Here is a 25,095-nt window from a genome sequence, read left to right as displayed (position 1 = left end):
ATAGTAAAAATAGTTAAACAGTGGGCACGAAATCCGGCTCCCTGTTGGTATTAGGAGGAAAAATCATGGTGAAAACGAAGAGGCAAAGGTTTTTGGCAAAACGGAAAGTCGTGAATGCCCAACACTGTCCCTCTGGGAAAGTGCCTTATCTGACAAAAATGGATGCTGAAATCGGTTTGCTGTATTCTAAACAGAGGTATGGAATCGACTTCAGCAAGGTCTACCATTGCAAGGATTGCCAAAAATGGCATTTGACAACCAGCATCCAGACCCTAGCTGGCTTTTCCTATTCTAAACATGGAAAAAGGAAAAAGAAAAAGTGAATGATATGTGGAAAGGACGAGCATGGAGAACCCAAAATATTCGGATCTCTATACGGTTATCTTGAGGATCTTAAAGGATGGAGAGATCCATTCGAAAAAAGAACTGAAACAAGCAGTGATAGAAGACTTTAAACTGGATTTAGAAGCTCAGCAGGCCCTGTTGGCTAGTGGTAACCAAACAATTTTGGATTCCCGGGTGGGCTGGGCGACCACCTATCTAAAGAAAGCACTTGTGATCTCTAGTCCCGATCGCGGTCGGTTTCAAATCACTCAAAGAGGAACGGATTTATTAGCGAAATTTGATGAAATCAATGAAATGGTGTTGCTCTCCTTTCCTGAATTTAAGACTTTTAAACAAAGTCGCCCTTCAAAAGGGAGCCCTTCGGACACTGGAGTTGCAATTAAGGATACTTCTCCACGAGAAGTCTTGGAGCAGGCATATCAAGAATACAACCAGACATTAAAAGAAGAGCTTCTAGCGGAGCTTTACCGTATGGATCCTTATCGATTTGAACGACTTGTGCTTGAACTATTGGTCAAGATGGGGTATGGCATTCCTGGCCCAACAGGAAATTGGCAGAAAGCCTCCAATGATGAGGGAATTGATGGGATTATTAGTGGTGATCCACTTGGTTTTGAATCAATCTATATCCAAGCTAAACGCTATCAGGAGAGGAATAAAGTTGGAAGAAAGGAACTCCAGTCTTTTGTTGGGGCCTTAGCTGGACATGGGGCCAAAAAAGGCCTCTTTATAACGACTTCATCCTACACAAAAGGCGCCATTGAATTCGCAGAAAAAAATCTAAATGCCAAAATTGTTCTTGTAGATGGTTCTTCTTTAGCTCAGTTTATGATTGACCATGATCTTGGTGTTTCAATTGAAAATACTTTTCATTTAAAGAAGTTAGATAGTGACTTCTTTGAAGATTAAAAACTCCCCTGATTTTGTGTGGTCAGGGGAGTCTTCATTTTACATACTTGTGGAGTGTTTGGGTTGGACTTTTTGTTTGGGATCGATGAAATGTACTGCGTTATTGATAGCAGTAGGGGCTTCTCCGAATCCTGTTGCAATCATAGCTGCCTTACCAGGATAGGTGCAGCAATCTCCGATGGCATAGATACCAGGACGGTTGGTTTCGAGCTTAGTATTGACTACGATTTTATTTCGCTCAAGCTCTAAGTCCCACTCCTTGAGATTTCCGATTGATGATTTAAATCCATAGTTCACAAAAATGTGATCAACCTCGATGGGGTGAGTTTCTTTACTTTTGCTGTGGGCTACATGCAAGTGGGTGGCTTTGCCATCTTTTCCTTCAAGTCCGTATGGGATATAAGGGGTCTTGATTTGGACCTGGGAGGCCTTGAGGTTGGTGACGGAATGTTCCAGGGCTCGGAAGTTGTCTCGGCGATGGATGAGGGTTGTGTCCGCAATTTTTTCAAAGGCCAAAGCCCAGTCGACTGCAGAATCTCCACCTCCAAGAATGGCTACTTTTTTATCCTTGAATTGCTCCATACTTTGAACATGGTAGTGAACATTGTCAAAATTCTCTGCACCTTCAATATCTAAAGGACGAGCTTTAAAGGCTCCGCCACCCATGGCGATAATGACCGTTTTTGACAGATGTTCCGCTTTGCTTGTGACAAGTCGATAGTAATCAGTCTCGTGTTCTATTTCCAATAAGGTTTCGCCTAAACAGATTTCAGTTTCAAATGTACTCAGTTGGGCGATCAGGTTCTCCGTTAAACCTTGTCCTGTGATGGAGGGAAAACCTGGTAGATCGAGAATGGTTTTTTCGGGGTAGAGGATGGCTGGTTGCCCTCCTAGCTGTTCTAAGGAATCAATGAGTTTGACTTTGGCTTCTCGGAGGTTGGCATAGAAGGCAGCAAAGAGGCCTACGGGGCCACCGCCAATAATGGTAATGTCATAAATCTCAGACATGAGATCTCCTTTTTCTTTATTTCTACGGGTTCTTTTTTTATTTTAACAAAAAATGAAAAGAAATACTCTTTCTAAAACAAGACACCAATCATCTGTTGTTTTAAAATTCTTTGAGCAAAAAAGCACCTCTAAATGGAGATGCAATTCGCAATCGGGGCCCTTGAGCTTGCCCGAAAGCTATTTCTTATGTATCTCCATACTACTTGTAATAGTTTGTTTTGTCAATTTAAACCATAGTGTTTGAGAAAAAAGTTGGATTATCCCATATTGTCAGCTGGTTCTTTTTGAGTTGTCTGAAGTTATGGATACCACCAACGAGAGGTTGGGAAGAGGCATTTGGTAAGTGGGGTGAGTAATTGGAGGAAGACAAATGAAAGTTTTTGACTGAAATTGATTGACATTGAAAATTTTTAGAGTATAATAGTTTTTGTAATCGATTTCATAAGGAGGAAGTCTTATTCTAAAAGAAGAACGTCATCATCGAATTCGTGAAGAATTAAGAGGTCAAGGCTTTGTCAGTTTAGACTTTCTGCAAGAGTTATTGCAAACGTCAGAATCGACCATTCGGCGTGATTTGGCTGAGCTGGAAAGTCAAGGCTTGTTGAAACGGGTTCATGGTGGGGCTGAACACCTCCGCTTTCTTTCCAAGGAAGAAAGTATGCAGGAGAAAGCCATCAAGCATGTTCCTGAAAAGCAAGCGATTGCTAACGGTGCTTTAAAGCAGGTCCTAGATGGAGAAACGATTTTTTTGGATGCTGGGACAACGACTGCCTTTTTAATTGAAGGCTTGGCTCAAAAATCCATTCGGGTAGTGACCAATTCGATTCACCATGCTGCTCGCTTGGTTGATTTACATGTGCCGACCCTGATGATCGGGGGGCAGATTAAAGAGACGACTGATGCTTGTATCGGCGCGTCGGCTTTGGAACAGGTTCAAGCTTTGAATTTTGATCGAGCTTTCGTGGGAATGAATGGGTTAGACCAAGATTGGTTCTACACACCAGACCCTGAAGAAGCGGCGCTTAAAAAGGCTGTCCTTCAGAATACATCAAAGGTCTATGTCTTGGTAGATCCTTCCAAATACTATCAGACTGCTTTTGTAAAAGTTGCAGGAGTTGAGACAGCAACCATCGTGACGTCAGAGTCAAACTCTTCTCTCGTGAAACGATTAGTAGAGAAAACAGAGGTACTTGAAGTATGATTTATACAGTAACACTCAATCCCTCCATTGATTTTATTGTCCGTCTGGATCAACTGGATCTTGGTCACGTTAATCGTATGCAATCGGATGATAAATTTGCGGGTGGTAAGGGAATTAATGTGAGTCGGGTCCTTCAACGTTTGGGGAAAACCAACAAAGCCACCGGTTTTATTGGAGGTTTTACAGGTCGTTTTATCACAGATGTTTTAGACCAGGAAGGAATTGCTCATAGCTTTATCCAAGTAGCTGGGGATACACGGATAAATGTCAAGGTAAAAGCGGATCAGGAAACAGAAATCAATGGTCCTGGTCCAGACATTGATACGGATTCCTTGGAAGACTTAAAAGCACTGTTATCTAGCGTATCTGCAGACGACACGGTCGTATTTGCAGGGTCTAGCCCAGCCAATCTTGGCAATGCCATTTACAAAGATTTGATTGCCCTTACCCGAGAGACCGGTGCAGGAGTTGTCTGCGATTTTGAAGGTCAGACTCTGATTGATTCGCTGGACCATCAACCTCTTTTGGTTAAACCCAATAATCATGAATTGGGAGCCATTTATGGGAAGAAGTTGAAGGATTTAGATGAAATTCAAGAATATGCTGAAAAACTCATTCAGGCAGGGGCTCAGCATGTGATTATTTCGATGGCTGGTGATGGTGCCTTGCTAGTAACCGCAGATGAAGCATACTTCGCCAAGCCGATCAAAGGAGTGGTGAAAAATTCTGTGGGGGCAGGAGATTCAATGGTAGCTGGCTTTACGGGTGCTTATGCGGAAACCGGAGATGCCCTGGAAGCCTTCAAATGGGGGGTGGCCTGTGGTACAGCTACAACTTTCTCAGATGATTTAGCAAGCGCCGCCTATATTCAAGAAATGTACCAACAAGTGGAGGTAGAAAAAAGATGAAAATTCAAGATTTATTGAAGCCAGAAGTGATGCTGCTGGATTTGCAAGCTCAAAGCAAGGAAGCAGCGATTGATGAAATGATTCAGTCCTTGGTGGATCATGGATATGTTACGGATTTCCAAGTTTTCAAAGACGGCATTATGGCCCGTGAAGCGCAAACGTCAACAGGACTTGGAGACGGTATTGCCATGCCGCATAGTAAAAATGCAGCTGTGAAAGAGGCGGTTGTTCTTTTTGCCAAGTCTGCTGCTGGTTTGGACTATGAAAGTCTGGATGGTCAGCCAACCAATCTTTTCTTCATGATTGCGGCTCCAGAAGGTGCTAACGACACTCACTTAGCTGCTCTTGCTGATTTGTCCAAATATTTGTTGCAAGATGGATTTGCAGAACAGTTGCGTCAGGTATCTAGTCCTGAACAAGTGCTAGCCCTCTTCGATGAAAAAGAAGAAGCGGATGCAGCAACAGTGGCTGAAGTTGATCAAGATGCAGATTTCTTGGTTGCGGTAACCGCTTGTACAACTGGTATTGCACACACTTACATGGCTCAAGAAGCGTTGCAAAAACAAGCCGCTGAGATGGGCATTGGTATTAAAGTTGAAACCAATGGTGCCAGTGGAGTTGGAAATGCTTTGACAGCTGATGACATTGCGCGTGCTAAGGGAGTTATCATTGCTGCAGATAAGGCTGTTGAAATGGCTCGTTTTGCCGGCAAACCACTTGTGAACCGTCCTGTTGCAGATGGTATTCGTAAAACAGAAGAATTGATTCAGTTGGCCTTGGACCCAGCAACTCCTGTCTATGAAGCTAGTCCAGAAGCGGCTCCTTCAGCTGCCTCCTCTGGTGGTTCGAACCTCTACAAACACTTGATGAGTGGGGTTAGTCAGATGTTGCCATTTGTGATCGGTGGGGGGATTCTGATTGCCTTGGCCTTCCTCTTTGACCAAATGTTGGGTGTACCTCAAGATCAATTGGCTAGCCTTGGTTCTTACCATCAAATTTCTGCCTTATTTAAGGAAATCGGTGGAGCAGCCTTTGGCTTCATGCTTCCAGTTTTGGCTGGTTATATTGCTTATTCCATTGCGGAAAAACCTGGCTTGGCAGCCGGATTTGTGGCGGGTGCTTTGGCATCCTCAGGTGCGGCTTGGGGCCACGTTCCCTTCGCTGCTGGTGGAGAGGCTAGCCTAGCCCTAAGCGGAGTTTCCTCAGGTTTCCTTGGAGCTTTGGTAGGTGGATTCTTGGCCGGTTACGTTGTAAACTTCTTGAAAAAAGCCTTGGCCAACTTGCCACGTTCCTTGGAAGGAATCAAGTCTATTCTGCTTTTCCCACTTTTGGGAATTGGTTTGACTGGCTTCCTGATGCTCTTTGTCAATATTCCTATGGCGGCGATTAACACTGGTCTGAACAATTTCTTGGAAGGCTTATCAGGCAGCTCAGCGGTCCTTGTAGGGCTTGTGGTTGGTGGTATGATGGCCATCGATATGGGTGGACCATTCAATAAGGCTGCATACATCTTTGGTACGGGTACCTTGGCAGCTAGTGTGGCTACAGGCGGTTCCGTAGTGATGGCTGCTGTCATGGCAGGTGGTATGGTTCCACCATTGGCCATCTTTGTGGCTACCTTGCTCTTTAAAAATAAATTTAGTGAGGAAGAACGCAACTCTGGTTTGACCAATATTATCATGGGTCTATCCTTTATTACAGAAGGTGCCATTCCATTTGCGGCAGCTGATCCAGCACGCGCTATTCCAAGCTTCGTGGCCGGTTCCGCTCTTGCTGGAGGATTAGTTGGTCTTGCAGGAATAAAGCTAATGGCACCTCATGGAGGAATCTTCGTCGTTGCCCTTACTTCAAACCCATTCCTTTATCTTGTCTTTATCCTTATTGGAGCAGTGGTTTCCGGTTTCCTATATGGATACTTGAAAAAAACAAATTAAAAATGGGAAAATGACTTTTCTGAAAAGAAAGGTCATTTTTTCATAAATAGAAAACATAATATTGAAAAGTGTCTATAAATTTGAGATAACCAAGACAAATGAAAGCCCAAGTGCTATAATAGAACTAGCATTTTTGTAAGGAGAAAAGTCCATGGAATTAGTTCGTGATAAAATTTTTGTAAGTCAATACCATTATGATGCTCGTAACTTTGAATGGGAGAAGGAAAATGGTGCTCCTGAGACAAAGATTGACGTTAATTTCCAGCTCATTAGTCGTGATGAAGCGAGTCAAAAAACCTCTATGGTTGTCATTGTGAGTTTTATGGTTGTTTTCGATACCTTTGTTATTAGTGGAGTTATTTCTCAAACCAATCATGTACAGGACCGTTTTATCAATGAACCGAATGAATTGGAACATGCTGAGGTTCAACAATTGGCAGAACCGAGTCTTGGTATGTTGAACCGCCTGACTTATGAAGTAACAGAAATTGCCTTGGATATGCCAGGCATTAATTTGGAGTTTTAAAAAATGATGAAAGTTGCAGTGATTACCGATGCGTCTGCCTACTTAACAGGTTTGACAGATGCAAAGAATTTGTTTGTTCTAGATATTCCAGTCCTCATTGATGGGGAGACTTATCTAGAAGGCAAAAATCTGACTGCGGAAGAATTTTATGAAAAAATGGCAGCTTCTAAAGAGCTGCCAAAAACAAGTCAACCAAGTTTAGCAGAGCTGGAAGTTCTCTTGCAGCAATTGGAGTTGGATGGTTATACCCATGTGCTAGGTCTCTTTCTCTCAAGTGGGATTTCAGGTTTTTACCAAAATATCCAATTCTTGAAAGAGGAGTTTTCCAATTTGGAAATTGCCTTTCCAGACACTAAAATTACCAGTGCCCCACTTGGACTTATGGTTAAAACGGCTTTAGAAGCTTTAGAAGCTGGACAAGATTTTCCTACAGTTCTTGAAAATATTGAAAAACAAATTGATGGAGTTCAGGCTTATATCTTGGTCGATGACCTCAACCATTTGGTCAAAGGTGGTCGTTTGTCCAATGGTGCCGCTCTCTTAGGTAGTCTTCTCAGCATCAAGCCGATTCTCTATTTTACAGATGAAGGTAAGATTGAAGTTTTCGAGAAGGTAAGGACTGAGAAGAAAGCGATGAAGCGCCTCTGTGATTTGGTCAGCCAGGAAGTTAAGGGTGAGGACTATTATGTCGCGGTTATCCATTCTGACTGTGAGGAGAAGGCTCTGCAGATGCAAGCGCTGCTTCAGGAGGCTGGTGTACCAGGTGAAATTCCTTTGGTAACCTTTGGAAGCATCATCGGGACTCATCTAGGAGCAGGCAGTGTAGCTGTTGGATTTCTACCTCGTGTAGGCTAAGAGTGGGCAGTTGATAAGGTTGTTTTCTGGACTCAATGAGTCAATTTCTGACTCCTTGAGCTGTTTAACGGAATCGACCACTGCGTCAATGTGATTTCACTAACTAAAATAGAAAGGTTGAGACTTTCGTCTTAACCTCGCATTTATGGAAGTATTTTATGAAATTATCAAGTTTGCCTTCTGAATTTCAGAAGGCTTTACCTATATTAAGAAAAATTCAAGAGGCTGGTTTTCAAGCCTATTTTGTAGGTGGTTGCGTACGAGATGTGCTTTTGGATCATCCAATCCATGACGTGGATATTGCCTCTTCGGCTTATCCCCAAGAGATTAAAGATCTTTTTGAGCGGACAGTAGATGTCGGTATTGAACACGGAACGGTCTTAGTTTTAGAGGGTGGTCAGGAGTATGAAATCACCACTTTCCGGACAGAAGAAGAGTACGTGGATTATCGTAGACCTAGTCAGGTTCATTTTGTGCGCTCTTTGGAAGAAGATTTGAAGCGGCGGGATTTTACCATCAATGCCTTGGCCTTGGATGCCGAAGGAAATCTGGTTGATCTTTTTCATGGTTTAGAGGACTTGGAGACAGAGTTGATTCGTGCTGTCGGTTTAGCACAGGAACGTTTTCAAGAAGACGCTTTACGAATCATGCGTGGTTTCCGTTTCCAAGCTTCTTTAGACTTTGATTTGGAGGCGGAGACCTTTCAAGCCATGATTGCTGGTGCCCCCCTACTTGAGAAAATTGCCATCGAGCGTATCTTTATTGAATTTGAAAAACTGCTCCTTGCCAATTCTTGGGCAAGAGGGCTTTCATCTCTTCTTGCCGCAAAAGCCTATCACTATTTGCCAGGTTTTGCATCGGAGTCTCAAGCCCTTTCTTCTTTTTTGGAAAAAATCAGGTCTGATTTCAGTTTCACCAGTTCGGCACAGGCCTGGGCGGCCATGCTGTATTACTTTGAAAATAAGCAAGTAGCCCCTATTTTAAGGGCTTGGAAGACTTCTAGGGATTTCCAAAAACAAGTTTTGGAAATGGTCGAGATCCTCAGGAAACGTGAACAAGGACTTTTGTCCGCTTGGGATTGTTACTCCTATCAAGAAGAACTCCTCTATCAGGCTGAAGAGCTGCGAGCTGCTATGAAGATGGAAACCAATTCTCAGTATCTAGCAGATACCATAGCTGGCTTAGCCATTCGAGATAAACAGGAAATCGTCGTCACTGGCAGAACTCTGATGCAGGAAGAAGGGTTTCAACCTGGCCCTCAAATGGGACACGTATTAAAAGAAGTTGAGTTGGCGATTGTCAAGGGAGAATTAACAAATGAAAAAGGGGCTATCCTAGCCTTTGTAAAGGAGCGACTGCATGACTGATTATATTGTGGAAGGACTGACCAAGTCGGTGGCAGATAAGGTCTTGTTTCGGGATCTATCTTTCATTATTCATCCACAGGATAGGATTGGCTTGATTGGTTTAAATGGAACTGGGAAATCAAGCTTGTTAGATGTGCTAGCCGGTGTAGCAGGCTTTGATGGGGATCGCAGTCCATTCCAGACCAAAACGGATTATGAGATTGCCTATCTGACTCAGGAACCGGATTTCCAAGCGGGTGCTAGTATTTTAGATACAGTGCTTTCTAGTCGTCCCAAGGAGATGGCTTTATTGAAGGACTATCAAAACCTGATGGAAACCTACGAGGAGTCTAAGCAGGACAGACTGGATCAACTGGTTGCACAATTGGAAGCACAGGATGTTTGGGGGCTGGAAAGTCAAGCCAAGACCATTCTCTCTAAATTAGGGATGGAGAATCTGCAGACATCTGTGGATGACTTGTCCGGAGGACAGCGCCGCCGGGTACAGTTGGCACAGGTACTCTTGCGGAAGGCAGACTTATTACTGCTAGACGAGCCAACCAACCACTTGGATATTGATATGGTCGATTGGTTGGCTAATTACCTGACCAGTAATAACAGCACCGTTTGCTTTATTACTCACGATCGTTATTTTTTAGATCAAGTCTCTAATCGCATTTTTGAATTGGATCAAGGAAGGCTTGCGGAATACCAAGGAAATTACCAGGATTATGTAGCTCAAAAGGCTGACGAAGAAGAACGAGCGGCGAGTATGCAACACAAGCGTCAACAGCTCTATAAACAAGAGCTTTCTTGGATGCGTCGGCAGCCTCAGGCACGCGCTACGAAACAGGAAGCCCGCATCAAACGATTTGAAAGTCTGAAAAAAGATATGGCTGCTTATCAGACTAAGGATTCATTAGAAATCCAGTTTGAAACCAGTCGGATTGGAAAAAAGGTTCTGGAATTTAAGGACCTGAGTTTTGGATATGAGCAAAAACTGCTCTTTCAAAACTTCAACCTTCTCATTCAAAATCGGGATCGAATTGGGATTGTTGGGGACAATGGAGTTGGAAAATCCAGTCTTTTAAACCTGATTGACGGGCAGCTAGAACCAAGTGACGGTGAACTGATTCGTGGGGAAACAGTTAAAATCGCCTACTTCTCCCAATCTGCAGAAGATCTGGATGAGTCCATGCGGATGATTGAGTATCTGAGTCAGGTCGCAAGCGAAGCGAAGACTTCCAGTGGGAGTGTTAGTATTTCGGAACTCTTGGAACAATTTCTCTTTCCTCGTTCCAGTCATGGTACGCTAATTGGAAAATTATCTGGAGGAGAGAAGAAGCGGCTTTACCTGTTAAAATTACTCATTCAGCAACCGAATGTTCTTTTGTTGGATGAGCCAACCAATGATTTAGACATTGCGACCTTGACGGTTTTAGAGGCCTTTCTTCAACACTTTGCCGGCCCCATTTTAACAGTCAGCCATGACCGTTACTTCTTAGACAAGGTTTCAACAAAACTTTTGGCCTTTGAAGATGGGCAGATTCGTGAGTATTTTGGAAACTATACAGATTATCTGGATGAAAAGAAGTTCAGACAAGAACTCGTTCAAAAGCAGGAATCCCAGACCAAGTCTAGCAAGCCACGAGAACGTGCACAAACCAAGCGGATGACTTACCAGGAACAGCAGGAATGGAAAGAAATTGAAGCAAAAATTGAAAAATTGGAAACCAGAATCGAAGAAGTTGAAAATCAAATGCAGGAAAATGCCAGTGACTACGGGGCCTTAGCTCCTCTTCAATCCGAGCTGGACCAATTAAATGAAGACCTGCTTTATCAGTATGAACGCTATGAATATCTCTCTTCTTTTGAATAAGCTTGAAGTCGCTAGTAAATCTAGCGGCTTTTTAGGTAGGACGAGCATGTCGTACATCTGAGGTGTAAGTCCTCTGTGGGCACCAGCTATCGGTGAACCCAATAGCGACTCCCAAACTTCCTGACTATCGTGAGGTAGCGGGGAGAGGAAGGGATAGCGAAATCCCGTCTCTATGAATAGAAACGGGATATGAAGGCCTACGTAGTGGATAAGAGGGCTGTAAACTCCAAAGTCCAAGAAGATATTCGTAAATCACGAGAGTAAATAAGGCATGATGTGCGACTTATCCCGTGATGTCTCATGAGCACCACTTGCGTAGTATAGTCTTTTAGTTTGCTTTTAGTACAAGGCAGCGAGTCGCAGGCAGTACTAAAGTACGGCAAGACGAGCTAACACAGTAATAAAAGATAAACTAAAAGAGTATAACAACGAATCATGAGAAAGTACGCTCGCCTATTGACTCTTACAGCTCATTCTTCACTGAGGTTCAATAGCTGGGGCAGCCCCTCAGTCGAACCCATAGTAGTAAAGAAGTTTTTGTAATGGGAGTGGAGCGAAGGGGTGAACGATTAAATGATTATCTATCAAATTGATTTTGTCTCCCCTTTCTCCTGGTCTATAACGAGGGCAATCGCAAAACGTAAATCGAAGGAGGCTGTTCGTAAATATAGGATGGCACAAGTAGAACAAAATTTTATACAGGTAGATGTGGAAATTGAAAGTGTTCTCGTAAACATGAAATTGAACCGCAGTGTTCCGAACAGCACGTACGATGTGTGAGGGGGGCTATCCATTAGTCCCTGCACGATTTGTGAAAGCATGTAGAATACCAGTTTAAAGTGGTATCTTAGTCAGAATACCACAGTACCAGTCTTATTTTCAAGTTTTTACTTGTTTAAAGTACCAGTAAAATCCTTGTGAAAATGCAGGGAATAAGGATATAATATACATAAGGAAAGGAGAAATCATGAAAAAGAATTTGTCCATGCCCTTACATACGCAACTAACGGATCAATTGATGGAAGCGATTAGAGAAATGCGCATCCACGAAAAGCTCAGCTCAGAACGCGAACTCTGCAACCAGTTTCATGTCAGTCGAACCACAGTTCGAAAATCACTTGCAGAATTGGAAGATCTGGGCTATATCTATCGTAAACATGGTCAGGGAACTTTTGTTTCAGGATTATGGAAGCGCAAACAAAATCTTCTGGATTCCTATAATTTTAACCAGCATATGGTGAATTTGGGAAAACAGCCCTCTGATCAGATTGAATATTTTGAACTGGTTCAGGCCCACAAGAAAGTGGCAACTTACCTTCATATTGAAGAACAAGATTTGGTATACAAAATCAAACGCCTCCGACTAGCAGATGGTGAGGCCATGATGTTTGAAACATCCTATCTACCAGCTCATCTTTTTCCGAACTTGACCAAGGAGCGGATCCAGGAAAAGGGGCTTTATAAAACCCTGGAAGAGGACTACGGCCAACGAATCGTTTACGCGGATGAACTCTTCTCAGCCGGTCAGATTGGTGAAAATGTGACCCAATATCTGAATCAGCCGATCTCAACTCCCTGCCTCAATATTCGACGCGAAACCTTTAATCAGGAACGCAAAATCATTGAATTGACCTTTACTACTGCTCGAAGTGACCAATTTTCCTATAAAGTTCGCCACTTCAATACCTATTTGGAATAGGAGGATCTTATGTTCCAAAAAACAAAAGAAGAACTCGAAAAACTCGGTGCCTGGATTACCACCTCTGAAATTAAGCAGGAGCCGGAACTTTGGCAAGAGTTATGGGATTCTTATGAAAAACAAGAAAAGCAGCTGCAAAACTTCTTAGCAGGGCTAGTCAATCAACATAAACGGTTACGTGTTATCTTCACGGGAGCGGGAACCTCTGCCTATGTTGGCGATACCATTCTGCCCTACTTGAAAGAAGTAGCCAATGAAGATCAACTAGATTTACAGGCGGTCCCATCTACCCACCTTGTCTCAAATCCAAGACAATATTTTAAAGAGGACGTGCCAACTCTCTTGGTATCCTTTGCTCGTTCCGGAAACAGCCCAGAAAGTATTGGAGCTGTTGAAGCAGGGCAATTCCTAGTCAAGGATTTTTACCAGCTAACCATTACTTGTGCTCCTGAAGGACAATTGGCTCAACGTGCACAAGGTGATAGCCACAACTATCTCTTCCTTATGCCAGAACGATCCAATGATCAAGGATTTGCGATGACCGGTAGTTTCACCTGCATGACCTTAGCTAGTTTACTGGTATTTGATCCAAGTTCCTTGGATGTCAAAAAAGACTACGTACAACAAGTAATTGCTTTGGGACAACGTGCATTCGGTTTTGAAAGCGTTTTAGAAGGAATCGTAAAAAAACCATTCACACGCCTCGTCTACCTTGGATCAGGTGCTCATGCAGGTATGGGACGAGAAGCTCAGTTGAAAATTTTGGAATTAACAGCGGGTCGTATTGCAACGGGCTTTGATTCTTCACTTGGTTTCCGACATGGTCCTAAATCATTTGTCGACAAAAACACCGTTATCTTTACCTTCGTTTCTAACGATCCATACACACGCTTGTATGACAGAGACATTCTGCTAGAATTAGCAGGAGATCAACAAGCACTCGAGGTAGTTGCAGTGGAAGTCGGAGCGGTTGAAGAGTTTGATGGAACGCACTTGACCTTTGATAAGGTTCACGCCAACTTACCAGATGCTTATCTTGCAGTAGCCTTTGTGTTGGTGGGGCAAATCTTTGCCTTGCACGCTTCCATTAAGGTTGGTAACCTACCGGATACGCCATCCCCTACCGGCACCGTAAATCGGGTGGTCAAGGGAGTGACTCTCTATCCCTTAGAAAATAAATAAAAGGAGATTCTTATGTCTAGTTTTCGACCAAGTTCTACAAAAGTAGAAGCTCTCAAACGTTTAGCCGATCAAGATGGGGTTTTTGGTGCCCTAGCCATTGACCAACGCGGCGCCCTCCAACGGATGTTATCTCAGGGTGGACAATCATTAGGAGCTGAAGGAGTTGTGCATTTTAAGGAATTGGTTAGTCAAGAATTGACGTCTTATGCCTCCTCCATTCTCTTAGATCCTGAGTACGGCCTTCCTGCTTCACGCGTACGAGCTGAAGAGGCGGGTTTACTCTTAGCTTATGAAAAAACGGGATATGATGCCAGTGAACCAGGCCGTTTTCCGGACCTGATTGATGACCTTTCCGTTTTGCGAATCAAGGAAGCTGGTGGAGACGCGGTAAAACTTCTCCTTTATTATGACGTAGATGAAGATGCGGCCATCAATGAGCGCAAACATGCCTTTGTCGAGCGTGTGGGAAGTGAGTGTCTGGCGGAGGATATTCCTCTTTTCTTAGAGCTTTTAACTTATGATGCTCAATTAGATGATGTGACTGGTCCCGAGTTTGCTAAGTTGAAACCACACAAAGTCAATGAAGCGATGCGTGAGTTTTCAAAAGATCGCTATAAAGTTGATGTTCTCAAAGTGGAAGTTCCTGTCAACATGAACTTTGTAGAGGGCTTTAACCAAGATGAAGTGGTCTATAGTAAGGAAGAAGCACAAGCAGCATTCCAAGATCAAGCACAGGCGAGTCACCTTCCATTTATCTTCTTAAGTGCAGGTGTATCTGCCAAATTGTTCCAAGATACCTTGGTCTTTGCCAAAGAAGCTGGCTCTAATTTCAATGGTGTCTTATGTGGGCGGGCTACTTGGAAAGATGCAGTTGGTATCTATGCGCAGGATGGAGAAGAAGCTTGTCGTGAGTGGCTCCGTTCTCAGGGACGACAAAATATTGAAGAGCTCAATGCTGTTTTAAAAGATACAGCACAGGCTTGGACAGAAAAATTTTCAGAAAACTAACAGACTAATATATTGACATGATTTAAAGAAAAAGCTAGAATGAAAGTAGGAAAACGCTTTCTACCTAGTGAGGGAAGAAATATGGAAACATTTTCAGTGGCCCAGGATTTTATCCTTAATGGAGAACCCTTCCAGATTCTATCGGGAGCTATCCATTACTTTCGTATCCCACGTGAAGAATGGTATCACTCTCTATACAATCTTAAAGCTCTTGGATTTAATACGGTTGAGACTTATGTTCCCTGGAATCTCCATGAATCCAAGGAAGGAGATTTCAATTTTGAAGGTCAGAATGACCTGGGTGCCTTTCTTGATTTGGCTCAGGAAATTGGTCTCTATGCCTTGATTCGGCCCTCTCCCTATATTTGTGCAGAATGGGAGTTTGGTGGCTTACCAGCTTGGCTTCTGACCAAAAACATACGAATTCGTTCCAGTGATTCGCAGTTCCTAACTTACGTAAAACGCTATTACCAACAATTAGGTCCAATTTTAGCCTCTCGGCAGCTGAATCGTGGGGGGAATATCCTCATGTTTCAAGTGGAAAATGAATATGGGTCGTTTGGGGAAGATAAGGACTATCTCAGAAGCTTAAAAAGGTTAATGGAAAAGCAAGGCTGGGATATGCCCTACTTTACCTCAGATGGAGCTTGGTTAGCTACGCTTAAGGCTGGAACACTACTAGAAGAAGGTGTTTTACCGACCGGAAACTTTGGCTCAAAGGCTGAGGAGAATTTTAAAAATCTACAGAACTATATGAAGGAAAATAGTTTTGAAGGCCCTCTCATGTGTATGGAGTTTTGGTTGGGTTGGTTTAATCGCTGGAAAGAGCCGATTATACAACGTGATCCTCAAGAGACTGTCACTGCGATTATGGAAACCATTCAACGTGGCAGCATTAACCTTTATATGTTTCACGGTGGAACCAACTTTGGCTTTATGAACGGGACTTCAGCGCGAGGAAATACCGATTTACCTCAGGTAACCTCCTATGACTATGATGCCATTCTAGATGAAGTGGGGAATCCAACGGAGAAATATTACCTTTTACAGGAAGCACTTGGCCAGTGGAATCCAGATTTGGAACAGACGGAACCTTTGGTAAAACCTCTGATGGAGAGCAGGGTTATCCAGCGGAAACGCAGTGTTTCGCTTTGGTCTACTTTGGATCAGTTGACATCCAGTAAAAAGTCCCTGTATCCAATGACCATGGAAGCACTTGGACAAGCAACAGGTTATACTCTCTATCGGAAACAAGTCGCTTATGATGGTTACCCGCAATACTATCGCTTGGTCGATGTGAGGGATAGGGCTCAAGTGTTCATTAACCAAATCCCAGTTGTGATTCAAGATCAAGATACCATCGGTGAATCCTTTGAATTTCATTCGCAGGAGCAGATGGACCGCTTGGATATCTTGATTGAAAACCAAGGACGGGTTAACTATGGACACAAGTTACTAGCTCCGACCCAAGAAAAAGGCATCCGTACCGGAGTCATTAAGGATCTTCACTTTTTGGCCGGATGGGAACAGTATCCGTTATCCTTTGACAACAAGATGTTACAAAAGGTGGATTTTGATGGCAATTGGGAAGAAGGACAGCCTGGATTTCATGAATTTGAATTTGAGCTAGAGGAACCTCTTTCTTGCCACATCGATGTAAGCGGTTTCGGAAAGGGTTTTATTTCTGTTAATGGTCACAATCTGGGTCGTTTTTGGGAGGTGGGGCCCTACCTTAGCCTCTATTTACCAGCAGCTTTTCTAAAAAAAGGGAACAATACCTTGCTTCTATTTGAAAGTGAGGGTGTTATAAAAGACAATATTCAACTCGGACCCAAACCGATTATCAAAGAAGGTTTGGAAGCGCAAAAGGAGGAAAACTAATGGCAATTATCGCAACTCGAATCGATGGACGTTTGATCCACGGACAAGTAGCTAATCTTTGGGCATCGAAATTAAACATTTCTCGTATCATGGTGATTGATGACGAAGTTGCTCAAAATGACATTGAAAAAGCAGGATTGAAATTGGCTGTCCCACCTGGGGTTCGTCTTAGTATCTTACCAGTTGCTAAAGCAGCAGCTAATATCAATGCTGGAAAATATGACTCTCAACGTTTGATGATTGTAGCCCGTAAACCAGACCGTTTCTTAGAATTGGTTGAAAATGGTGTTCCACTTGAGGAGCTTAACGTTGGGAATATGTCTCAAAGTGACGAAACTCGCTCAGTTACGCGGAGTGTTAATGTCACTGATAAAGATGTTGAAGACTTTAAACAATTGCACGCTAAAGGAGTTAAATTGTACCATCAAATGGTTCCAAACGATGGGGCAGAAGACTTCATGGCCTTGCTAAATAAATAGTAGATAGGAGGAATCACTTATGATTCAATGGTGGCAAATCTTACTTCTAACCCTCTATGCGGGTTACCAAATCTTGGATGAATTGACCATTGTGTCCTCAGCTGGATCACCTGTATTTGCCGGTTTTATGGCTGGTTTAATTATGGGAGATCTACAAACAGGTCTCTTCATTGGTGGATCACTTCAATTGACCGTCTTAGGGGTTGGAACTTTCGGGGGAGCTTCTCGTATCGATGCCAACTCAGGGACTGTCCTAGCAACTGCTTTCTCAGTTGCCCTTAAGATGGATCCATTATTGGCGATTTCGACCATTGCCGTACCCGTTGCAGCTTTGATGGTACAGACTGACGTTTTGGGTCGTTTCACTACCACCTACTTTGCTCACCGGATTGACAAACACGTTGAAGATTTCAATTACAGAGGTATTGAAGTAAACTACCTACTCGGTGCAGTTCCTTGGGCTCTCTCTCGTGCTCTTCCAGTCTTCCTAGCTCTTACTTTTGGAGCAGGAGCGGTTCAGTCAACAGTAGACTTTTTGGAAACTTCCCTTCCTTGGTTGACTAAAGGGTTGACTGTAGCAGGTGGAGCTCTTCCAGGTGTCGGATTTGCAATCTTGCTTCGTTACCTTCCAGTTAAGAAACACTTCCCTTATTTGATTGGTGGTTTCGTCATCACTGCCCTTTTGACCACTCTCTTTGGATACACCTCAACTTTGGGTGGAGCAGTAGCTGGTTTGTCTGAAGACTTTACTGCGAAATTTAACGGACTATCCATTTTGGGAATTGCCTTGATCGGTTTTGCTATCGCCTCTATTCACTACAAGAAACTCATTGAAGCACCAAAAGTAGTGGCAGCAGCCGACCCGAGCGACACAGAGGAGATTGAAGATGATGAAATCTAAATACCAATTAACCAAAGAAGATTTTAACCAAATTAATAAACGGAGTTTGTTCACCTTCCAATTAGGTTGGAACTATGAACGGATGCAGGCGTCTGGTTACCTCTATATGATTCTTCCACAATTGCGGAAGATGTATGGAGATGGTACTGAAGAGCTTAAGCAAATGATGAAAACTCATACCCAGTTCTTTAATACATCCAACTTCTTCCACACCATTGTAACTGGTATTGATATTGCTTTGGAAGAAAAAGAAGGAATTGCTTCTAAAGATGCTGTCTCTGGTATTAAAACCGCTTTGATGGGACCATTCGCAGCGATCGGGGATGCAATCTTTGCAGCTATCATTCCAGCCATCATGGGTGCGATTGCAGCTAACATGGCGATTGAAGGGAATCCAATTGGGGTTTTCCTCTGGGTTGCCGTTTCGATGGCTATCAACGTCTTCCGTTGGAAACAATTGGAAATTGCCTATAAAGAAGGGGTATCCCTTGTGACCACCATGCAGTCACACTTGGAAGCCTTGACTGATGCGGCTTCAGTGCTAGGGATCTTCATGGTTGGTGCTCTTATCGCAACCATGATCAATGTTAAAATTGCTGCCGTTCCTGAAGTATTTGGCGTTCAATTGGACATTCAAAATTACCTTGATATGATCATGCCACGGATGGTACCAGCCTTGATTGCTGGTGGAGTTTACTGGCTTCTTGGTAAAAAAGGAATGTCTTCAACAAAGGCTATCTTTATCGTCATTGCTATCATTGTTGCCCTATCAGCACTTGGACAAGCGATTGGTATGGATATCCTAACTAAATAGAAAATGAGGTCCCTATGGAAAAACAATTAATTTTGGTCAGTCATGGTCATTTCGCTACAGAGTTGAAAAAAAGTACGGAAATGATTATGGGTCCACAGGACAATATTCATGCGGTTGGACTCTTGGAGAGCGAGGGACCAGAAGACTTTCAAGCGAAAGTTGAAGCCATATTGGCAGCACATGAGGGAGATGAATTCGTTATCTTTGCAGATTTGCAAGGCGGAACCCCTTGTAATGTTGTCAGCCGCATGGTATTGGAAGGTGCCTCACTTGATATCTTCGCAGGCATGAACATGCCCATGGTCATTGCTTATCTCAACTATTTGTGGACTGGACAGGAAGCAGACTTCGTTGAGAAGGCACGGCAGAATACCCTACACGTCAATTCCCTCTTATTTGGAGAGGACGATGATGATTTAGATGAGTAATGCTTATCCTAGATTGAGAAGGTAAGTCTTCTCCAAATCGTAGGAAAACATGGGCAGAAAGCTGATTTCTCAAGGTTTGTGGAAACTGGGAACCCGAACCTGAGAGAATCAGCTTTTTGTTTTTCCATTGAAGATAATGTAGAGTCTTTTAGTTTATCTTTTATTACTGTGTTAGCTCGTCTTGCCGTACTTCAGTACTGTCTGCGACTCGCTGCCTTGTACTAAAAGCAAACTAAAAGACTATAATGCCGATGGTCTCAACCTGGAGACCACAGTTCCCCCTTTTATCCTCCGAGGAATTCGTCTCATTGGCATTGATTCTGTTGCCTTTGACCAAAAGAAACGGCAAGAAATATGGTCACTACTGGCCAATGAGTGGAAAATTTCAGGGAATGTGGCGGTTACAATGGTGAAGTTGGAGGCGGTTGTTGAGGTTGCCCAAGAACTTAAGGTTGGACGGCATTTGGGACGGACGATTGTAGAGATTTCTTGACAAGGATATTGGAAATCTATATAGTAGAAACAGACATAAGGAAAGGAGCCTGGTTGATGAATCAAGGCAGTAAATGGGGAGTGATGACTTCGGCTTTTATCTCCATATCAGTAGGGATTTTTCTATTTTTAAACCCAAGGACCAACCTGATGGCCATCTCCTGGCTCCTATCCGTTTCGGTACTGTTCAACGGAATCGCCGGTTTATATTTTTATAGAGAATTGCCGAGTCTGGCAAAGTCTCTTTGGTTGTTACTGGCTGCGGGATTAGAAATCTTAATCGGGGCTTATCTGCTACTTGGTGGATTTCTAAGTCTTCCCGTCCTCATTCCAACGATCTTAGGAATTTGGCTGGTGGTGCTTTCTCTGATTCGCTTTGGTCAGGCCCTAGGTCAGCGCAAGGAAGTTCCTATTCTGACTAACTATTTATTTTGGTCCAGTATGCTTGGGGTTGTTTTAGGTTTCTTTCTGATCAACCACCCTATGGTTGGAGGTGGTGTTGCAGCCCTTTTAGTTGCCTCTGCCTTTGTTTATGCGGGTTTGGTACAATTGATGAAAGTTTTGAATAGTTAAAGTTGCTGGGGTCTCCCAGCTTTTTAAAGGGAAAAATGATGAAAAATCAGGTATTGGTTCGTCAAATTATGGATGATGCTATGAACCATGAATATACGAAACAAGGAATAGCTCCACTATTTCAAGTGCCAGCGTCTGCCAAGGTCGTACTCATTGGCCAGGCTCCTGGAATAAGGGCGCAAGAGAGTCAGATCTTGTTTCATGATCCGAGTGGGGATCGGCTCCGACAATGGATGGGGGTTGATACTGATTGGTTTTATAATTCTGGACAATTAGCAATTTTACCCATGGATTTTTATTTTCCGGGAAAAGGAAAAAGTGGAGATTTACCACCCCGAAAAGGTTTTGCCGAAAAATGGCACCCTCTCTGCTTGAAGCATTTAAAAGAAGTAGAGTTAACTATTTTAATGGGTACGTATGCTCAAAAATGCTATCTAGGAGGGCAAGACGGGGCAAGCTTAACGGAGACGGTTCGAAACTACTCGGATTACCTCCCCAGCTTTTTTCCAATAATTCATCCATCTCCCCGGAATAATATCTGGCTTAAAAAGCATCCTTGGTTTGAAGCAGAAGTCATCCCAGACTTGCAAAAAAGGATCCGTGAAATCATAGCTTGTCACCAATAAAGCAAACGTTTTCCTCTTTTCATAAAGGGCGTTTTTTGGTATACTGATTCTAGTAGAAAAATCGAAGGAGTTCGAAAAATGGAGAAGAAAATTATTGGAATTGACCTCGGTGGAACATCCGTTAAATTTGCAATTTTGACCCAGGCGGGTGAGATTCAAGAAAAATGGTCGATCAAAACCAACATCCTTGATGAGGGTAGCCATATTGTAGATGATATGATCGCTTCCATTCAACACCGTTTGGAACTCTTGAACTTAAGTGCTGAAAATTTCCTTGGAATCGGGATGGGATCTCCAGGCGTTGTTGATCCTAAAGCGGGTACTGTTGTAGGTGCATATAATCTGAACTGGAAAACGCTGCAGCCTGTCAAAGAACAGATGGAAGCAGGCCTCGGCATACCATTCTTTATCGATAACGACGCCAACGTAGCAGCCCTTGGAGAACAATGGGTAGGTGCCGGAAGCAATGATCCAGATGTAGTCTTTATGACACTTGGTACTGGTGTTGGTGGTGGTGTCATTGCTGATGGAAATCTGATTCATGGAGTCGCAGGTGCCGGTGGAGAATTGGGACATATTGTTGTCGATTTTGATCAACCAATTATGTGTACCTGTGGGAAACCGGGTTGTTTGGAAACCGTTGCTTCTGCGACTGGTATTGTCAACCTGACTCGTCGTTATGCAGATGAGTACGCTGGAGATGCTCGTTTAAAACAATTAATCGATGATGGGGATGATGTAACGGCTAAACTTGTTTTCGACCTAGCTAAAGAAGGGGATGAGTTGGCCTTGATTGTTTACCGTAATTTCTCTCGTTACCTTGGAATAGCTTGTGCCAACATTGCTAGCATTCTAAACCCATCAACAATTGTTATAGGTGGAGGGGTTTCTGCAGCTGGAGAATTCCTTTTGAAGGGTGTGGAAGAAGTCTTCAAAGCGAACGCTTTCCCACAAGTAGCGAGTTCCACCAAATTGTCCTTAGCTCAATTAGGCAATGACGCAGGTGTCATTGGTGCTGCTTCATTGGTTCGCCAATAATAAAAAAGAGAGTGAGTCAGAACGATTTTTACAAATAAAATCGTTCGTCGTCTCACTCTCTTCTATCTTAAAAAGGAAATAGGCAATGACACGCGCAGACAAAATTTTTAAAAGCAATATACGGAAAATCTTAGATGAAGGTGTGATGAGCGAACTGGCTAGGCCTCAGTACAAGGATGGACGAACTGCCCATTCAAAATACATCACTGGTTCCTTTGCCGAATATGATTTGGCTAAGGGGGATTTTCCCATTACCAGTCTCCGACCAATTCCAATTAAATCAGCGATTAAAGAGATTTTATGGATTTACCAAGATCAATCCAATAATCTAGACCTTTTAAATGAAAAATATGGCGTTCGCTACTGGAATGATTGGGAAGTTGGGGATACCGGGACAATCGGGCAGCGATATGGGGCTGTTGTAAAAGAGCACCGAATCATAGACCGTATCTTAGAACAGCTAGCAGAAAACCCTTGGAATCGCCGGAATGTCATTTCGCTATGGGATTACCAGGCTTTTGACCAGACAGAAGGTCTTTTACCTTGTGCTTTTCAAACCATGTTTGATGTTCGTCGGGTAGGGGAAGATCTCTATTTGGATGCTACTTTAACACAGCGTTCCAATGATATGCTGGTGGCCCATCATATTAATGCCATGCAGTATGTTGCCTTGCAAATGATGATTGCCAAGCATTTTGGTTGGAAGGTCGGTAAATTCTTTTACTTTGTCAATAACCTGCATATTTATGATAATCAGTTTGAACAAGCAGAAGAGCTACTGCGTCGTACGGCCCCTGAACAGACTCCACGCTTAGTTTTGAATGTCCCAGATGGAACGAATTTTTATGATATTAGGATTGAGGATTTTGAATTGGTCGGTTATGATCCAGTTCAACCACAATTGAAATTTGATTTAGCAATATGATTAATTTTGAAAAATATGGAATCGAAATGTGGCCTGAAGAGAAAATTCAGGCCTTTCGGTTGGCCTTGCTGACTTGGTATGACCAAGAAAAAAGAGATTTGCCCTGGAGGGAAAATACAGACCCTTATCGCATCTGGGTTTCGGAAATTATGTTGCAACAAACTCGTGTCGATACTGTTATCCCTTATTTTCATCGCTTCTTGAAGACTTTTCCAACTATCCAAGATTTAGCTGCTGCGGAAGAAGAGCTTCTGTTAAAAACTTGGGAAGGTTTAGGCTATTACTCCCGCGTTCGAAATATGCAGATTGCAGCTCAAACCATGGTTGAGGACTATCACGGAAAATTCCCTGAGACTATTGAAGAGATTCGCAAATTAAAAGGGATTGGTCCCTATACTGCAGGTGCCATAGCAAGTATCGCTTTTAACTTACCGGAACCTGCTGTGGATGGTAATGTTATGCGAGTGTTGGCGCGGCTTTTTGAAGTTGATTTGGACATTGGAAATCCAAGTAATCGGAAGGTTTTTCAGGCTATGATGGATGTTTTGATTGACCCTAAAAGACCTGGTGATTTTAACCAAGCTTTGATGGATTTGGGATCAGATATTGAAGCACCAGTTAATCCAAGACCAGAAGACAGTCCTGTTAAAGTATTTTCAGCAGCCTACAAACATGGAACCATGGACAAATATCCTATTAAAGCACCCAAGAAAAAACCAATTTCCATTTATTTGAAGGCCTTTGTTCTACAAAATCAAGAGGGAAAATTTCTTCTTGAAAAAAATGACCATAGTAAACTTTTGGCAGGTTTTTGGCATTTCCCCTTGTTGGAAGTAGAAGAAGAACAAGAATTGAACTTATTCAATCCCGTATCTGAAGGAAATGACGTTTTAGATGCACGTACACGACTGGAGGCTGATTATCCTTTCGATATTGAATGGGAAGAGATCACCTTGCCACAAGTAAAACATGTCTTTAGCCACCGCAAATGGCATGTTGACATCCAGCTAGGTCACGTGCAAGGGAATCCAGACGTGCCGGTAGGTAGCCTCTGGGTTTCTGCAGAGGATTTCAGTTCCTATCCCTTTGCGAGACCTCAGCAAAAGATTTGGGAAATAGTCGAAAGCAATCTTAAAGCAACATAAAAAGGGTTCCAAGTCCACATTAACTGTGGATTTGAAACTCTTTTTCTTATATACTCTTTTAGTTTATCTTTTATTACTGTGTTAGCTCGTCTTGCCGTACTTTAGTACTGCCTGCGACTCGCTGCCTTGTACTAAAAGCAAACTAAAAGACTATAGCATTTTCCCGTGAACATCCCAACCTTTTTCTTCTGTTTCCTTAATTGCTTGGATACGACGGAAACCTACGGCATGGTCAGCCATGAAATTGGAGTATTTGAGCCAGAATCCGTCTTTATGATTATCGACTGATCGGATGAACTCATCAAAATCCACTTTTGAATACAGATTTTTACCTGCTGAGAGAACCATCATGGAACGCTTACCTTCAGGTGCATAGTAGTAACCACACCGGTCAGCTGTCCATTCTTGGGCACGTGTAAGGGATTTCTCTAAGAAGAGCATTTTAGCTACAGGTTGAAGAATAGTCCGCCAAGCAGAGACGTGCCCACATTTGATATGTCCAAGTTCATGTGCAAGAATAAAGGCAATGCCTTCAAAATCATTTTCCTTATAGGCGATGTCCATTAAATCAGAATAAAGGACTACATAGCCTTTGTGAAGTTGGCATTTGGATGCAAAAGCATTCAAGGTTCCGTCACCATTTTTAAGGTAAAGACGCGGAATTTCTGCCATGACACCTTTTCCATTTCCAAAGCCCATTTCTTTTGCTAATCCAACATAGACTTGGTAGATTTCAGGAAATTGCTTTTCAGTAATTTCAACACCATTGGTAATTTCTTTCCAATAATGGTGTCTGAAAATGACAATGACCGCTAAAAATGGGGATAGCGCACCAATTAAAATAGGCACGGCCCAATCTTCCAGTGGTGATTCTAGGACAAAAACACTCACGAATACAGCTATCCAAGCAAGGATAGTCAGTACGATACATAAGACAATCATCGGCATTTCCGCTCGATGACGAAGCTCTTTAACAGTTATATTTTGTTTCAT

25 protein-coding genes are annotated in these 25,095 nt (G+C 42.9%); 23 read left to right on the top strand and 2 right to left on the bottom strand.

The features are described from left to right. Nucleotides 1-92: 92 nt before the first annotated feature. Together I1A59_RS01905 and I1A59_RS01900 are read left to right on the top strand one after the other, a co-directional pair. Nucleotides 93-323, top strand: a complete 231-nt coding sequence (locus I1A59_RS01905) for a hypothetical protein (protein ID WP_196091136.1) — start codon at nucleotides 93-95, stop codon at nucleotides 321-323. Between the two features lie 22 nt (nucleotides 324-345). Beyond that, the gene (locus I1A59_RS01900; RefSeq protein ID WP_196091135.1) at nucleotides 346-1,254 is read left to right on the top strand and encodes a restriction endonuclease; all 909 of its coding nucleotides are present in this window, start codon (nucleotides 346-348) and stop codon (nucleotides 1,252-1,254) included. A 39-nt stretch (nucleotides 1,255-1,293) separates the two neighbouring features. On the opposite strand, the gene I1A59_RS01895 is transcribed toward I1A59_RS01900, so the two are convergent. Then, nucleotides 1,294-2,262, bottom strand: coding sequence for an NAD(P)/FAD-dependent oxidoreductase (locus I1A59_RS01895; protein ID WP_196091134.1), 969 nt, complete (start codon nucleotides 2,260-2,262; stop codon nucleotides 1,294-1,296). Nucleotides 2,263-2,719: 457 nt separating this feature from the next. Between I1A59_RS01895 and I1A59_RS01890 the strand changes: the two genes are divergently transcribed. The 21 genes from I1A59_RS01890 (at nucleotide 2,720) to mutY (ending at nucleotide 24,102) form a co-directional block, all read left to right on the top strand. After that, complete coding sequence (locus I1A59_RS01890; protein ID WP_196091148.1) at nucleotides 2,720-3,463, top strand: DeoR/GlpR family DNA-binding transcription regulator; 744 nt, start codon at nucleotides 2,720-2,722, stop codon at nucleotides 3,461-3,463. Further along, on the top strand, nucleotides 3,460-4,371 hold the full coding sequence (gene pfkB / locus I1A59_RS01885) for a 1-phosphofructokinase (RefSeq protein ID WP_196091133.1): 912 nt from the start codon (nucleotides 3,460-3,462) through the stop codon (nucleotides 4,369-4,371). Before I1A59_RS01890 ends, pfkB begins: the two co-directional genes overlap by 4 nt. Next, entirely contained in the window at nucleotides 4,368-6,305 is a 1,938-nt protein-coding gene (locus tag I1A59_RS01880; RefSeq protein ID WP_196091132.1) for a fructose-specific PTS transporter subunit EIIC, read from the top strand. The genes pfkB and I1A59_RS01880 overlap by 4 nt, the downstream gene beginning before the upstream one ends. A 151-nt stretch (nucleotides 6,306-6,456) precedes the next feature. Further along, entirely contained in the window at nucleotides 6,457-6,831 is a 375-nt protein-coding gene (locus I1A59_RS01875; protein ID WP_196091131.1) for a DUF1149 family protein, read from the top strand. A 6-nt stretch (nucleotides 6,832-6,837) separates the two neighbouring features. Next, nucleotides 6,838-7,686: a DegV family protein gene (locus tag I1A59_RS01870; RefSeq protein ID WP_196091147.1), complete on the top strand. Its 849-nt coding sequence runs from the start codon at nucleotides 6,838-6,840 to the stop codon at nucleotides 7,684-7,686. A 158-nt stretch (nucleotides 7,687-7,844) separates the two neighbouring features. Beyond that, a complete protein-coding gene (locus I1A59_RS01865; RefSeq protein ID WP_196091130.1) occupies nucleotides 7,845-9,053 on the top strand; it encodes a CCA tRNA nucleotidyltransferase in 1,209 nt (402 codons plus the stop codon). Continuing rightward, nucleotides 9,046-10,911: an ABC-F family ATP-binding cassette domain-containing protein gene (locus I1A59_RS01860; RefSeq protein WP_196091129.1), complete on the top strand. Its 1,866-nt coding sequence runs from the start codon at nucleotides 9,046-9,048 to the stop codon at nucleotides 10,909-10,911. Before I1A59_RS01865 ends, I1A59_RS01860 begins: the two co-directional genes overlap by 8 nt. Before the next feature lie 967 nt (nucleotides 10,912-11,878). Continuing rightward, the gene (locus I1A59_RS01855) at nucleotides 11,879-12,610 is read left to right on the top strand and encodes a GntR family transcriptional regulator (RefSeq protein ID WP_196091128.1); all 732 of its coding nucleotides are present in this window, start codon (nucleotides 11,879-11,881) and stop codon (nucleotides 12,608-12,610) included. 9 nt (nucleotides 12,611-12,619) lie between these two features. After that, nucleotides 12,620-13,792: an SIS domain-containing protein gene (locus I1A59_RS01850; protein WP_196091127.1), complete on the top strand. Its 1,173-nt coding sequence runs from the start codon at nucleotides 12,620-12,622 to the stop codon at nucleotides 13,790-13,792. Between the two features lie 12 nt (nucleotides 13,793-13,804). Beyond that, a complete protein-coding gene (lacD, locus tag I1A59_RS01845; protein WP_196091126.1) occupies nucleotides 13,805-14,800 on the top strand; it encodes a tagatose-bisphosphate aldolase in 996 nt (331 codons plus the stop codon). An 81-nt stretch (nucleotides 14,801-14,881) separates the two neighbouring features. Continuing rightward, nucleotides 14,882-16,681: a beta-galactosidase family protein gene (locus I1A59_RS01840; RefSeq protein ID WP_196091125.1), complete on the top strand. Its 1,800-nt coding sequence runs from the start codon at nucleotides 14,882-14,884 to the stop codon at nucleotides 16,679-16,681. After that, nucleotides 16,681-17,160: a PTS sugar transporter subunit IIB gene (locus I1A59_RS01835; RefSeq protein WP_196091124.1), complete on the top strand. Its 480-nt coding sequence runs from the start codon at nucleotides 16,681-16,683 to the stop codon at nucleotides 17,158-17,160. Before I1A59_RS01840 ends, I1A59_RS01835 begins: the two co-directional genes overlap by 1 nt. A gap of 19 nt (nucleotides 17,161-17,179) precedes the next feature. Beyond that, nucleotides 17,180-18,061 (top strand): PTS sugar transporter subunit IIC, encoded by an 882-nt coding sequence (locus I1A59_RS01830; protein WP_196091123.1) that lies wholly within the window; start codon nucleotides 17,180-17,182, stop codon nucleotides 18,059-18,061. Then, nucleotides 18,048-18,875, top strand: coding sequence for a PTS system mannose/fructose/sorbose family transporter subunit IID (locus tag I1A59_RS01825; RefSeq protein ID WP_196091122.1), 828 nt, complete (start codon nucleotides 18,048-18,050; stop codon nucleotides 18,873-18,875). Before I1A59_RS01830 ends, I1A59_RS01825 begins: the two co-directional genes overlap by 14 nt. 14 nt (nucleotides 18,876-18,889) lie before the next feature. Further along, nucleotides 18,890-19,303 carry a PTS sugar transporter subunit IIA gene (locus I1A59_RS01820; RefSeq protein ID WP_196091121.1) on the top strand — a complete coding sequence of 138 codons (414 nt, stop codon included), beginning with the start codon at nucleotides 18,890-18,892 and terminating at the stop codon, nucleotides 19,301-19,303. Between the two features lie 181 nt (nucleotides 19,304-19,484). Continuing rightward, the gene (locus tag I1A59_RS01815; RefSeq protein ID WP_196091120.1) at nucleotides 19,485-19,796 is read left to right on the top strand and encodes a hypothetical protein; all 312 of its coding nucleotides are present in this window, start codon (nucleotides 19,485-19,487) and stop codon (nucleotides 19,794-19,796) included. 56 nt (nucleotides 19,797-19,852) lie between these two features. Then, nucleotides 19,853-20,368 carry a DUF308 domain-containing protein gene (locus I1A59_RS01810; RefSeq protein WP_196091119.1) on the top strand — a complete coding sequence of 172 codons (516 nt, stop codon included), beginning with the start codon at nucleotides 19,853-19,855 and terminating at the stop codon, nucleotides 20,366-20,368. A gap of 35 nt (nucleotides 20,369-20,403) precedes the next feature. After that, nucleotides 20,404-20,994: a uracil-DNA glycosylase family protein gene (locus I1A59_RS01805; protein WP_196091118.1), complete on the top strand. Its 591-nt coding sequence runs from the start codon at nucleotides 20,404-20,406 to the stop codon at nucleotides 20,992-20,994. Between the two features lie 78 nt (nucleotides 20,995-21,072). After that, nucleotides 21,073-22,032 (top strand): ROK family glucokinase, encoded by a 960-nt coding sequence (locus I1A59_RS01800; protein ID WP_196091117.1) that lies wholly within the window; start codon nucleotides 21,073-21,075, stop codon nucleotides 22,030-22,032. 85 nt (nucleotides 22,033-22,117) lie between these two features. Next, the gene (locus I1A59_RS01795) at nucleotides 22,118-22,957 is read left to right on the top strand and encodes a thymidylate synthase (RefSeq protein WP_196091116.1); all 840 of its coding nucleotides are present in this window, start codon (nucleotides 22,118-22,120) and stop codon (nucleotides 22,955-22,957) included. Then, complete coding sequence (gene mutY, locus I1A59_RS01790; RefSeq protein ID WP_196091115.1) at nucleotides 22,954-24,102, top strand: A/G-specific adenine glycosylase; 1,149 nt, start codon at nucleotides 22,954-22,956, stop codon at nucleotides 24,100-24,102. Before I1A59_RS01795 ends, mutY begins: the two co-directional genes overlap by 4 nt. A 150-nt stretch (nucleotides 24,103-24,252) precedes the next feature. On the opposite strand, the gene I1A59_RS01785 is transcribed toward mutY, so the two are convergent. Beyond that, on the bottom strand, nucleotides 24,253-25,095 hold the full coding sequence (locus I1A59_RS01785; RefSeq protein WP_247644652.1) for a M48 family metallopeptidase: 843 nt from the start codon (nucleotides 25,093-25,095) through the stop codon (nucleotides 24,253-24,255).

This window comes from Streptococcus sp. NLN76 (genome assembly GCF_015686645.1).
In the GTDB taxonomy this organism is placed as follows: domain Bacteria; phylum Bacillota; class Bacilli; order Lactobacillales; family Streptococcaceae; genus Streptococcus.
Note: the sequence above shows the minus strand (reverse complement) of the source record. Positions and strands in the feature narration are given on the sequence as shown.

Coding starts and splice junctions, on each gene's coding strand:
- I1A59_RS01900 (WP_196091135.1), top strand. CDS start 346: ATGGAGAACCCAAAATATTCGGATCTCTATACGGTTATCTTGAGGATC.
- I1A59_RS01895 (WP_196091134.1), bottom strand. CDS start 2,262: ATGTCTGAGATTTATGACATTACCATTATTGGCGGTGGCCCCGTAGGC.
- pfkB (WP_196091133.1), top strand. CDS start 3,460: ATGATTTATACAGTAACACTCAATCCCTCCATTGATTTTATTGTCCGT.
- I1A59_RS01880 (WP_196091132.1), top strand. CDS start 4,368: ATGAAAATTCAAGATTTATTGAAGCCAGAAGTGATGCTGCTGGATTTG.
- I1A59_RS01875 (WP_196091131.1), top strand. CDS start 6,457: ATGGAATTAGTTCGTGATAAAATTTTTGTAAGTCAATACCATTATGAT.
- I1A59_RS01870 (WP_196091147.1), top strand. CDS start 6,838: ATGAAAGTTGCAGTGATTACCGATGCGTCTGCCTACTTAACAGGTTTG.
- I1A59_RS01865 (WP_196091130.1), top strand. CDS start 7,845: ATGAAATTATCAAGTTTGCCTTCTGAATTTCAGAAGGCTTTACCTATA.
- I1A59_RS01860 (WP_196091129.1), top strand. CDS start 9,046: ATGACTGATTATATTGTGGAAGGACTGACCAAGTCGGTGGCAGATAAG.
- I1A59_RS01855 (WP_196091128.1), top strand. CDS start 11,879: ATGAAAAAGAATTTGTCCATGCCCTTACATACGCAACTAACGGATCAA.
- I1A59_RS01850 (WP_196091127.1), top strand. CDS start 12,620: ATGTTCCAAAAAACAAAAGAAGAACTCGAAAAACTCGGTGCCTGGATT.
- lacD (WP_196091126.1), top strand. CDS start 13,805: ATGTCTAGTTTTCGACCAAGTTCTACAAAAGTAGAAGCTCTCAAACGT.
- I1A59_RS01840 (WP_196091125.1), top strand. CDS start 14,882: ATGGAAACATTTTCAGTGGCCCAGGATTTTATCCTTAATGGAGAACCC.
- I1A59_RS01835 (WP_196091124.1), top strand. CDS start 16,681: ATGGCAATTATCGCAACTCGAATCGATGGACGTTTGATCCACGGACAA.
- I1A59_RS01830 (WP_196091123.1), top strand. CDS start 17,180: ATGATTCAATGGTGGCAAATCTTACTTCTAACCCTCTATGCGGGTTAC.
- I1A59_RS01825 (WP_196091122.1), top strand. CDS start 18,048: ATGATGAAATCTAAATACCAATTAACCAAAGAAGATTTTAACCAAATT.
- I1A59_RS01820 (WP_196091121.1), top strand. CDS start 18,890: ATGGAAAAACAATTAATTTTGGTCAGTCATGGTCATTTCGCTACAGAG.
- I1A59_RS01810 (WP_196091119.1), top strand. CDS start 19,853: ATGAATCAAGGCAGTAAATGGGGAGTGATGACTTCGGCTTTTATCTCC.
- I1A59_RS01805 (WP_196091118.1), top strand. CDS start 20,404: ATGATGAAAAATCAGGTATTGGTTCGTCAAATTATGGATGATGCTATG.
- I1A59_RS01800 (WP_196091117.1), top strand. CDS start 21,073: ATGGAGAAGAAAATTATTGGAATTGACCTCGGTGGAACATCCGTTAAA.
- I1A59_RS01795 (WP_196091116.1), top strand. CDS start 22,118: ATGACACGCGCAGACAAAATTTTTAAAAGCAATATACGGAAAATCTTA.
- mutY (WP_196091115.1), top strand. CDS start 22,954: ATGATTAATTTTGAAAAATATGGAATCGAAATGTGGCCTGAAGAGAAA.
- I1A59_RS01785 (WP_247644652.1), bottom strand. CDS start 25,095: ATGAAACAAAATATAACTGTTAAAGAGCTTCGTCATCGAGCGGAAATG.